The sequence below is a fragment of the Pseudoalteromonas sp. MBR-15 genome, assembly GCF_053628915.1.
The window spans coordinates 36,749-48,009 of sequence record NZ_JBRJHH010000020.1; the positions used below are offsets into that span (position 1 = coordinate 36,749).

Annotated in this window: 11 protein-coding genes; 7 read left to right on the forward strand and 4 right to left on the reverse strand. The window is 43.3% G+C overall.

Going from position 1 to position 11,261, the window contains the following annotated elements; translation table 11 throughout:
* Positions 1-28: 28 nt before the first annotated feature.
* The 5 genes from priA to ACSSVW_RS19375 all read left to right on the forward strand — a co-directional run bounded on the left by priA (position 29) and on the right by ACSSVW_RS19375 (position 5,150).
* Positions 29-2,209: a primosomal protein N' gene (gene priA, locus ACSSVW_RS19355; RefSeq protein ID WP_036973209.1), complete on the forward strand. Its 2,181-nt coding sequence runs from the start codon at positions 29-31 to the stop codon at positions 2,207-2,209.
* 17 nt (positions 2,210-2,226) lie between these two features.
* On the forward strand, positions 2,227-2,757 hold the full coding sequence (locus ACSSVW_RS19360) for an SPOR domain-containing protein (protein ID WP_065978292.1): 531 nt from the start codon (positions 2,227-2,229) through the stop codon (positions 2,755-2,757).
* Between the two features lie 80 nt (positions 2,758-2,837).
* On the forward strand, positions 2,838-3,356 hold the full coding sequence (hslV, locus tag ACSSVW_RS19365; protein WP_008115012.1) for an ATP-dependent protease subunit HslV: 519 nt from the start codon (positions 2,838-2,840) through the stop codon (positions 3,354-3,356).
* An 11-nt stretch (positions 3,357-3,367) separates the two neighbouring features.
* On the forward strand, positions 3,368-4,696 hold the full coding sequence (gene hslU / locus ACSSVW_RS19370) for an HslU--HslV peptidase ATPase subunit (RefSeq protein WP_036973213.1): 1,329 nt from the start codon (positions 3,368-3,370) through the stop codon (positions 4,694-4,696).
* A gap of 79 nt (positions 4,697-4,775) precedes the next feature.
* Positions 4,776-5,150 (forward strand): gamma-butyrobetaine hydroxylase-like domain-containing protein, encoded by a 375-nt coding sequence (locus ACSSVW_RS19375; RefSeq protein WP_074989335.1) that lies wholly within the window; start codon positions 4,776-4,778, stop codon positions 5,148-5,150.
* Between the two features lie 73 nt (positions 5,151-5,223).
* Here the strand turns inward: ACSSVW_RS19375 and ACSSVW_RS19380 are convergent, their stop codons facing one another.
* The 3 genes from ACSSVW_RS19380 to ACSSVW_RS19390 all read right to left on the reverse strand — a co-directional run bounded on the left by ACSSVW_RS19380 (position 5,224) and on the right by ACSSVW_RS19390 (position 8,792).
* Positions 5,224-7,104 (reverse strand): methyl-accepting chemotaxis protein, encoded by a 1,881-nt coding sequence (locus ACSSVW_RS19380; RefSeq protein ID WP_304634770.1) that lies wholly within the window; start codon positions 7,102-7,104, stop codon positions 5,224-5,226.
* Positions 7,105-7,209: 105 nt separating this feature from the next.
* Complete coding sequence (locus ACSSVW_RS19385; protein ID WP_036973219.1) at positions 7,210-8,259, reverse strand: MJ1255/VC2487 family glycosyltransferase; 1,050 nt, start codon at positions 8,257-8,259, stop codon at positions 7,210-7,212.
* The gene (locus tag ACSSVW_RS19390; protein WP_065978289.1) at positions 8,256-8,792 is read right to left on the reverse strand and encodes a phosphatase PAP2 family protein; all 537 of its coding nucleotides are present in this window, start codon (positions 8,790-8,792) and stop codon (positions 8,256-8,258) included. Before ACSSVW_RS19390 ends, ACSSVW_RS19385 begins: the two co-directional genes overlap by 4 nt.
* A 241-nt stretch (positions 8,793-9,033) precedes the next feature.
* On the opposite strand from ACSSVW_RS19390, the gene rraA reads away from it, so the two are divergent.
* Complete coding sequence (gene rraA / locus ACSSVW_RS19395; protein ID WP_036973221.1) at positions 9,034-9,534, forward strand: ribonuclease E activity regulator RraA; 501 nt, start codon at positions 9,034-9,036, stop codon at positions 9,532-9,534.
* 5 nt (positions 9,535-9,539) lie between these two features.
* On the forward strand, positions 9,540-10,589 hold the full coding sequence (locus tag ACSSVW_RS19400) for a formimidoylglutamase (RefSeq protein WP_036973222.1): 1,050 nt from the start codon (positions 9,540-9,542) through the stop codon (positions 10,587-10,589).
* Between the two features lie 488 nt (positions 10,590-11,077).
* Here ACSSVW_RS19400 and ACSSVW_RS19405 read toward each other — a convergent pair.
* Positions 11,078-11,261: hypothetical protein (locus tag ACSSVW_RS19405; protein WP_454179970.1), on the reverse strand; the 184-nt coding region annotated here is incomplete at its 5' end.

The window sequence follows — 11,261 nt, forward strand, 5'->3', positions numbered from 1 at the left end:
TTTCTATTCTTAATTCAGTTGAGTTGTTATGCACTTTGTAGAAGTTGCCATAAAAGTCCCTTTACAGCGTACCTTCGATTATAAAGTTGAGCAGCTGCTACATAGCCCTGAGCTGCGAGTAGGCATGCGTGTGCGTGTGCCTTTTGGCTCTCAAAAAAAGATAGCAGTCGTACTGGCAGTCAAAACCAGTACCGATGTACCCGAAGATAAAATTAAAGCCATTATTGATGTTATAGACGATGCCCCTATTTTATCTGAGCAACACTTAGCACTGCTAAAATTTACTGCTCGCTATTACTGCTACCCACTTGGTGAAACAATTCATACAGCGCTTCCAGCGGCACTGCGTCAAGGAGAATGCCCAGACAAAACCAGTATAAATATGGTTGAACTGACCGACAAAGGTGCAAAATTACCTTCACTCAAAGCAAAAACACAACTTAATTTGCTGAAGCAGCTAGCGCAGTCAGGCAAGTCATCCTTAACCGAATTAAAAGCACTCGGCTTTAATAAAAAAACCATTGATAGCTTGCTCGAAAAAGAACTCATTAAACAGTTTATCGAACATGATAACCAATGGCAGCAACGCGCCCCAACAATTGGCAGTAAACCAACCCTAAATAAAGAACAAGCCGTTGCATGCACAACGATTAATCAAGCCAGTGGGTTCACCTGTTTTTTACTTGAAGGCGTTACCGGCAGTGGTAAAACAGAAGTGTATTTACAATGCCTTGAAGAGGTTCTAAAAAAAGGCCAGCAAGCACTGGTGTTAGTGCCCGAAATTGGGCTAACACCACAAACCGTTAATCGTTTTCGCCGTCGCTTTCCCGATACCCCTATTATGCTTTGGCATTCAGCATTAACCGACAACGAGCGCTTGCAAACATGGCGTTTCTGCGAAAAAGGCAGCTGCGCCATTGTTATCGGCACCCGTTCGAGTATTTTCTTACCTTTTTTATCACTTGGTATGATCATTGTTGATGAAGAGCACGACAGCTCGTTTAAGCAACAAGATACGCTACGTTATCATGCTCGCGATTTAGCAGCCTACAGAGCTTATCAACAGCAAATACCCTTGATATTAGGCAGCGCAACTCCCGCTCTCGAAACCTTACATAAAGCAATAAATAACAAGTACCAACTATTGAGCTTAACAGAGCGTGCGCAAACCAGCACTGATAACCAATTTCACTTAATGGATATGAAAGGCCAACCTGAACAAGCCGGTATTGCCCATGCGAGTTTGGCCTATATGCGTCAACATCTTGAGCGCGGAAAGCAAGTCATGGTGTTTTTAAATCGACGCGGCTTTTCTCCCACACTCATATGTCATGAGTGTGGCTGGTTAAGTGAGTGCTCACGTTGCAGTACCAGTGCCACATTCCACAAAGCAATTGGACAAATGATCTGCCATCATTGCTCCGAGCAGCATGCGGTGCCCCATCAATGCCCCGATTGTGGCAGCACACAGATTTTTCCTAATGGTAAAGGCACGGAACAAATTGAAGAGTTTTTAGCAGAAACTTTCCCTGATATACCCATTAGCCGCATTGACCGAGATTCAACTCGTCGTAAAGGCAGCTTAGAAAAAGCCCTCGACGACATAAATCAAGGGGGGGCGCGTATTTTGGTGGGCACGCAAATGCTTGCGAAAGGCCATCATTTTGCCGATGTCAGTTTAGTGCTTATTTTAGATGTTGATAGTGGTTTGTACTCGTGTGATTTTCGCGCTACAGAACATTTAGCACAGCTTGTCACTCAGGTTGCAGGCCGTGCAGGACGCAGTGGTGAACCAGGACAAGTACTGTTACAAACTCACTTTCCTGAGCACCCACTATTGCAAGATTTAGTGAATAATGGCTATCAAGATTTTGCGCGCTATGCCCTTGCAGAACGAGAAGATGCTCAGCTCCCCCCCATAACAAACATGGCAATTGTGCGTGCCGAAGGACATAACATAAATCAAGTCATGGATTTTTTAACTGATTTGGTTCCTGTCCAGAACATATCTGGTATACAATTGCTCGGACCGATCCCTGCGCCATTGGAGCGTGTAGCAGGTAAATATCGGTTTCAGTTACATATTCAAGCGCTGGAGCGCTCCCACTTACACCAATATTTAGCGCAAATGGTTGACTATATAAGCACCAGTAAATTAGCGCAAAAGGTGCGTTGGAGCTTAGACGTTGATCCAATAGATATGATTTAAAGGCCAATAAAAAAGTCATGGCACAACACGATTACATAAATAAAAAACCATCAAATCGAAATAATAAAAAACAAGCCCCGGCAAAAAAGCCGTTCCCTATTGTTCTTGTCTTTGTCGCCCTTATTTTGCTGGGTGGGTTTGGGTATGGTTTATGGTATATCAAACATAATGCCGATCCTGAACTTGTTGAGCAGCAAGCTAATCCAACAAAATCAGAAGAAGAAAAGGTTATTCCAAAACCGAAACCACCCGAGTTTATTAAAGAAATAAAAGAACACGAAATTCAGGTTGAAGTAAAAGAGATTGAGCAAAAAGGCCCTTATGTAATGCAATGCGGCTCTTTTAGAACGCTTGAACAAGCTCAAACCTTAAAAGCGAAGATTGCATTTGCAGGCTTAGTGTCTGAAGTTAAACGCGTAGAAGGCAGTAATGGCATTTGGTATAAAGTGCGTTTAGGCCCTTACGAAACCAAACGTCTGGCAGAAAGCGACAAAAACAAACTCAAGCGCATTAAAATAATGGGCTGTGGAATTTGGCTTTGGACTTGATTTTAGCTCATTCACCCATATAAACACCTCATCAATCGCTTTTTACGAGCGGCTTCGCCGCTCGATGATGAGGAATAATCATGACTACTATTGTAAGTGTTCGCCGCGACGACAAGGTCGTTATTGGTGGCGATGGCCAGGTTTCACTTGGTAACACCGTAATGAAGGGCAACGCCCGCAAAGTTCGACGTCTTTATAATGGCAAAGTAATCGCTGGTTTTGCTGGCGGTACTGCTGATGCCTTCACCCTTTTCGAACGCTTTGAAAGCAAACTAGAAATGCACCAAGGTAACCTCACCAAGGCCGCAGTAGAAATGGCCAAAGATTGGCGAAGTGACCGCGCACTCAGAAAGCTTGAAGCGCTACTGGCCGTTGCTGACGAAACCGCCTCGTTGATCATCACCGGTAATGGTGACGTAGTACAACCAGAGAACGACCTTATCGCCATTGGCAGTGGTGGTAACTTCGCACAATCTGCTGCGACAGCCCTGCTTGAAAATACCGACCTAAGTGCCCGTGAAATTGTAGAGAAAAGCCTAACAATTGCAGGCAACATCTGTGTATTCACGAATAATTTCCAAACTATTGAAGAATTGTAATAGGAACTGCCATGTCTGAGATGACTCCAAGAGAAATCGTTCACGAGCTTGATCAACACATTATTGGCCAAGCAAAAGCTAAAAAAGCAGTTTCAATCGCACTGCGTAATCGCTGGCGTCGTATGCAGCTTAGCGACGAATTACGCGCTGAGGTTACGCCAAAAAATATCTTAATGATTGGCCCTACCGGTGTCGGTAAAACCGAAATTGCACGTCGTCTTGCTAAACTAGCTAATGCGCCTTTCATTAAAGTCGAAGCAACAAAATTCACTGAAGTGGGTTATGTTGGTAAAGAAGTTGAGACAATCATTCGTGATCTAGTTGATATCTCAATCAAAATGACCCGTGAACAACAAACCAAAAAATTCAAGCACCGAGCTGAAGAAGCGGCAGAAGAGCGTATTCTCGATGCCCTACTACCACCAGCACGTGATACGTTTGGTGAATCACGTTCAGATGAAAACTCTTCGACACGTCAGTCGTTCCGTAAAAAATTACGTGAAGGCCAATTAGACGATAAAGAAATCGATATTGATGTTGCACAAGCACAACCTAACGTTGAGATCATGGCTCCGCCTGGAATGGAAGAAATGACTAACCAGTTACAAAGCATGTTCCAAAACATGGGCGGTGATAAGCGCAGTAAGCGCAAGCTGAAAATCAAAGAAGCTTTCAAGCTATTAGTTGAAGAAGAAGCCGCTAAACTTGTTAACCCTGAAGAGTTAAAAGAGCAAGCTATCTTTGCTGTAGAGCAAAACGGCATCGTATTTATCGACGAAATCGATAAAATCTGTAAGCGTGGCGAAGCGTCAGGCCCAGATGTAAGCCGCGAAGGTGTTCAACGCGATTTACTACCATTAATCGAAGGCTCAACAGTGAGCACTAAACACGGTATGGTTAAGACTGACCACATGTTATTTATTGCATCTGGTGCATTCCAAATGGCAAAACCGTCAGACATGATCCCAGAGCTACAAGGTCGTTTACCGATTCGTGTAGAGCTAGAAGCGTTAACCGCCGACGACTTTAAACGTATCCTTACAGAGCCACATGCATCGCTTACAGAGCAGCAACGCGAACTGTTGAAAACAGAGCAGGTTAACGTTGATTTCACTGAAGACGCTATTGAGCGTATTGCTAAAGCCGCATGGCAAGTAAACGAAAAAACCGAAAACATCGGTGCACGTCGCTTACACACTGTGATGGAAAAGCTAATGGAAGAAATTTCATTCGATGCTTCTGAAAAAGCGGGTTCAACGCTCACAATTGATGCCAATTACGTCGAGCAGCACTTAGGTGCATTGGTTGAAGACGAAGATTTAAGTCGCTTTATTCTTTAATCACTAAATTATCGTTATAATTAAAAGCCTCCTGTTGGAGGCTTTTTTGTTAGCTTAAAAATCAATGATAGGGTTTACTATGAAAGAAGTGACGAAAGTGCATTATCACAGCGTAAGCAAAGTACTAGACGTTTACTTTGACGATGAGTCGAGTGCTTGCTTTAGTGCAGAGTTCTTACGTGTTCACTCACCCTCAGCCGAAGTACAAGGCCATGGTAATGAGCCCATGAAGCTGGTACTAAATAAGCACCAAGTAAGCATTAGCAAAATTGAGCCAGTTGGTCATTATGCGCTTCGTTTAGTATTTAGCGATAATCACAACAGCGGCTTATACAGCTGGCATTATTTAGCCGATTTACAGGCTAATAAAGACTCACTTTGGCAACAATACCAAACCCGTGTCCATGAGCACGAAGCGAATAAAGACAGCGTACCAATAAAGTTTGTACCTTAGTTTTATTAGCGCCACCTAAAACAAAAAAGCGCGACAAAATTGCGCGCTTTTAAATTTATCTGTTACTGAATCCCTACACTTTAAACTTATCAATTGCTTGGTACAGCACGCGAGCCTGCTCAGAGACTTCCTCGCTGGTTTGTGCATTAGTGACGGCATGCCCAGAGGCTTGTTGAGCAATATCTCGAATACGCACCACGTTTTTGTTAACCTCAGAGGCCACCTGACTTTGCTCGTCAATCGCCGTCGCAATGTGCGTACTCATATCCATAATCGTTTGCACGTCTTCAGTGATAGAGCGTAGTAACTCACCTGCTTTCGTTGCCTGAGCGGCACTTTCGCCACCTTGATTACGGCACTGCTGCATAATACTGACAACTTCTCGGGTACGCCCTTGCAAGGTCGTAATAATGCTTTCAATTTCTTGAGTTGAGTCTTGTGTACGTTGTGCAAGCGAGCGAACTTCGTCAGCAACCACAGCAAAACCGCGTCCCTGTTCTCCGGCCCGCGCCGCTTCGATTGCAGCATTCAGTGCGAGTAAATTCGTTTGTTCAGCAATGCCACGGATCACATCAAGCACCGAGCCAATCGTTTCGGCATCTTTTTCTAATTGCGACACAACACTCGAGGCATTTCCAAGCGATTCAGATAAATGATTAATCTGTACGACCGTTGACTCAACTTCTGAGCGACCTTGTTGGGCACTTAAATTGGTTGACTCTGCTTTTTTAGCTGCTGCTTCGGTATTATGCGAAATATCTTGAATGGTTGCCTGCATTTCAGTTGCAGCAGTTGCAACCATATCGGCTTCATGCAGTTGCTCTTGCATACCCGAACTGGTTGCTGATGTGGTTTCTGATAAATGTTCAGTCGCGATATTAAGCGTACTCAGTGCCGTGTTAACTTCGTAAATCAGCTTTTTAAAATCACCAATTAAGCTGTTAAAGTCAACCGTCATAATCGTCACTTCGTCTTTGCCCGACTGCTCAATCGAAATACTTAAATCGTTACTACGACGAATCTCATTAATTGTATGGTATACACGCTCAATAGGCTGAATAATTGAACGGCTGGTAAAGTAAACCAAAATCATCACAACAGCACTTGCAATAATAAACACCATTAAAGCAATTAACTGTGCTTGCGATGCGCTTGATTCAACAAATGTTTTTGTCTCATCGGTCAGCTCTGAAACAATGGCATCACTCATCTCAACGCTTTGCTTCATTTTACCCAAGGCACCCGAATCTAAGTCTAGACCGAGTAAGACTTGTGCATCGACGAGTGCTTTAAATTTAGTTTGATAGGTTGTTAAAAGAGCCAGTAATTGACTTTCGTAGTTACCATCAAGCTCAGCTACTTTAATGGCGGACTCAAAATCAGCGACTAATTCATCAAACTTGGTCAGATATTTTGTGTCAAATCGCAGCATAAAATCTTTTTCGGCGCGGCGTAACTGCAACATGTAAGTGAGTAGGCGGTAATCTTCGCGCTCACTTAATAGCGTTTCGACTTGATGCACAGCGTTACGCAAATCACCATAAAGCGCATCTTTTGGGTGTAAACCTATTTGTTTTTGTAACTCTACAACGCTGTTGAAATCATCGTAATACACTTTAGCTAGGCGTCTAAACTCGCCTAACTTATCTGTTTTCATCGATAAATCGTTTAGCAATTCATCTAATCGTGCCATTTTTGTTTTAAGTTGTGTGTACTCATTTTCAAATAAGCTAAGGCTGTTTACATCTTTGTAAAACAGAAAGTTTTTCTCATGCTTACGCATAGAAAGCTCATGAATATCAAGCTCCTCCGCGTTTTGAATTGTCTCATTGAGTTTTAGCATCGTGCGAGACTCAAAGATAATGACACATAGCATCACAATCATTGCAAGACCAACAACTAACGCGTTTAATTGTAAACGACGTTTTATAGTTAAGTTTTGTAATACATTCATTCAGAGCGCCCTATAGATACATGCATATAAGAGTATAGCTAAACTATTTAAAGCAGCTAATAAAAGTAGCTAATGTTGCCGGGCATTGTCGTTGATACGAATGGTTTAAACAATAACTTTTTTTTCAATATCAACCTGTTGCCACAAGTGGTAGTGCAATTTATCTAGTTGTTGCCATTGTCTTTTTTGTAACCAGTCAACCAAAGGAGCCGGATCGCTAGGAAAATTCAGTTTTCTGTTTTGTGCTGATTGCAGCCAGTCATCCATGGCATAGGGATTTAAATAGCTCATGACATGCGCCGCCCCCATTGACAATAAAGTCTGTGCATTTATGCCTTGCTCAAATTGCTTACCAAGCGGCTTTAACAGCAGCTTTTTACCCAATTGCAAGGCCTCGCTGGCCAGTTCAAATCCAGCATTTCCTATCACTCCCCCCGCATTGGCAAGATCATTTAAAAAACCGACGCGTGATGGTGATCTTAAGTGAATATTTCCAATTGATGAGTTTTCTGCATCAGGGTGGTAGCAATAGAATTCGCGCTCGGGAAAGTCTTTTAGGTAGTCGACTACACTGTCTAAGTTTTCGAATGGTAAATAAACTAACACCTTATTTTCAACCATGACAGGATTATTATGCTGATGAGCCGCAATAAACGGAGGAATAATATTTTTTGCATAAGGTTGCCAATGCACACCTAAATAAACATTAGCGGGCGCATAATGACGAATTAACGCTCTTCTGAAAAATGAGCGACCAAACATCGGCACTTTATCTGACAAAAATGCCGCCTGATGACTCATACCAATAACCGGCACCCCCTGCTGTTTAGCCGCCCATGCTGTGATCGGCTCAAAATCATTAAACACCAAATCATAGTGACGTAAATCAAGGCTTTTTATATCTTTGATTAACTGCAATGGCCGAGCATTTTTGAGTGTTTTTAAGCTATCAACTTGCCCCGATTTACTGGTAAACGATAAACCACGAAACGCTCGGTAGTTAGCAAATTCATCCATATCGAAGTAATCGTGCTCACGGCGGCCCGAAAACACATAATCAACATCGACACCTAATGCATTGAATGTTGTTGCCATAACCCGAGCACGTGTTATGTGACCATTCCCTGTACCTTGAATACCGTACAAAATTCTCATATATATTCCACCACCATCACAGCAAGCACAGCACAACTCGACCCTATCACCGCACCAACAATCACATCGGCTGGATAATGCACGCCCACGACAACCCGTGAAGCCGCAACGCCTGCCGCCCAGATAAACCACACAGCCATAAAAGCAGGGAAGTACATCGTTAAAATAGTCGCAACAACAAACGCACCAGCACTGTGCCCCGAGGGCAAACTAAACTTATCACTGGGCACCAGGTAAGCCCCTTGCACTAAACAATCACAAGGCCTGACTCGAGCAATGCGTTTTTTAGCCAAAAAATAAATGGGTCGCTCTATAGCAAAGCCAACCAACAGGCTCAAGGCAAACTGCTGGAAATGTAATTGTTCACTGAACCACCAAAACCCCACAAATAACATCAGGTATAGCCCACCATCGCCGGTTTTTGATAGACCGATTGCTGAGCGTCTAAGCCAATTAGGCGATGCATCGTTAAATACGCTTAAAAACAACTGTTCATCCACTTTTGCTAACTTCGTCAGTATGTTATTTGCCATGGCCAAGCTCCTTGTCATACTTTGTGTCTGTTTTTAATACAAACATGACCTCTTTATAAGAGGGCTACTCATCTCAGCTTAGGTGTTAAAAATAACAATTAGGTGACGCTTTTGAGACACTAATGTTGCGGTGAGTTGATTCCTTTGATTTAAAGTAATAAACACGTATTAAGTCGTTGTTATTGAGTTGTATCAGGGTATACTGAGTACTAAACAGACAGTCTCTTTAGAGGATGAAAAAATGGATTACAGCACTTCTGATTTATGCGACCACTTTGCCGATGTGGTTGATGTGCTCGAACCTATGTTTATCAATTTTGGTGGACGCCCAAGTTTCAGTGGTCGAGTTAGAACCGTAAAATGTTTTGAGAACAATGAGCTGATCCGCGAAATATTATCAACAGATGGTACCGACAGTGTACTGTTAATTGATGGTGGTGGTTCAACCCGCCGCGCACTAATTGATATTGAGCTGGCTGAAATCGCATTAGAAAATAACTGGCAAGGTATTATTGTATATGGTGCTATTCGCCATGTTGATGACCTTGAAGAATTAGATTTAGGCATTCAAGCAATTGCGTCTATTCCTGTTGCTGCCGACAGTGAAGGAGCCGGTGAAGACGGTATTGGCGTTAACTTTGCGGGTGTCTCATTCTTTGATGGTGACTTTGTTTACGCTGATAGCACCGGCATTATATTATCTGCTGATGAATTAGAGTTCGACGTAATAGAAGAAGACTAAACTCGGTGACTGACTACCTTAAAATTTATGATGAAGCGGCGGTTAAACATTTATGTGTCCGCCGCGCCAACGAACAGAAAGCGTGGCAAGCCCTCGCCCTCCTCGATACACACACAAACGCACCTCAAGCCCTTATCGATGCAAAACAATTCGGCATTCGCTATGTACTCGTTGGCGTGTGTGAAGATATTGGTCCCCGTGCTAATTTAGGCAATGGCGGTTCGCATCAAGCATGGCAAGCTTTTTTAAAGCGCTTTCTTAATCAAACTCATAATCAATTTCTAAATCATGAACGCGTGTTATTACTCGGCGAAGTGGAACTTGATGATATAAACCAGCAAGCCGCTCACCTCGATAACAAAAACGACGCTGACTTAGCTCAGCTGCGCCAACTTTGCGCAGATATCGACACCCGCGTTGAGCGCGTACTGGCGATGATCTTTGCTGCAGGTTTAGAACCTATTGTCATTGGTGGGGGCCATAATAACTGCTTAGGAATTTTACGTGCGTTAAGTAAACAGCACGCTAAGCCTGTTAATGCCATTAATTTAGACCCACATGCAGATTTTAGAGAGTGTGAAGGTCGCCACAGTGGTAACGGCTTCAGGTACGCCTATTCCGAAAGTCACCTTGCGCAATATCATGTAATCGGTTTGCACGAGTTTAAAAATAACCAAGCAATTCTGAATGCTCTCAAAGACGCGAACTTCTTGTTTGATAGCTACCAAGATATTCAAGTGCGTCGCACTATCGACCTTTCAACGGCCTGCAAACAGGCGCTTGCTCGCTTTGACAGCGCCCCCCTTGGCGTGGAAGTAGACCTTGATAGTATTTCACTCATGCCGGTAAGCGCCTACACAAACTGTGGTTTTAGTGTCAGTGATGCTGAGCATTTTGTGCATTTAGCTGCTAGGCATGTTCATGCCAGCTACCTGCATTTATGTGAAGGTGCACCATCGCAACACCCAGTAGGGTTAGAGGCAGGAATAAACGATGCTGGGCAAATCATTACCGCATTAGTTAATGCTTACTTGCAAGCAAGAGAAAGCCTGTAATAAAACGCGCCAAAAGCCGGGTGAGTAACCTCGTTTTTAGGCGCCATGCTTGCATGGCGCGTTTGCGCGAAATGAATTTAACGCCTACATTAAACCGTAGGCGTTATGCTTGCATGGCGCGTTTGCGCAGCAACATCTTTTATAAGATTCACGGCTAAAGCCCTTCCTACAAGTGATACACTTCACACGTAGGAGGCGTTTTAACGCCGAAAAAGCAAACCCATTCAGCGATATTAAACAACCTTATCGATTTAGCTGTACTAGCTCGCATCTCGATTTTCGTAACTCGTTGCTTACACCCCTTTCACGCCTACATTAAACCGTAGGCGTTATGCTTGCATGGCGCGTTTGCGCAGCAACATCTTTTATAAGATTCACGGCTAAAGCCCTTCCTACAAGAGATACACACTTCACACGTAGGAGGTGTTTTAACACCGAAAAAGCAAACCTATTCAGCGGCATTAAACAACCTTCTCGATTTAGCTGTACTAGCTCGCATCTCGCTTTTCGTAACTCGTTGCTTGTACCCCTTTCACGGCTAAAGCCACTCCTACAAAAGATACACACTTCACACGTGGGAGGTGTTTTAACACCGAAAAAGCAAACCTATTCAGCGGCATTAAACAACCTTCTCGATTTAGCTGTACTAGCTCGCATCTCGCTTTTCGTAAC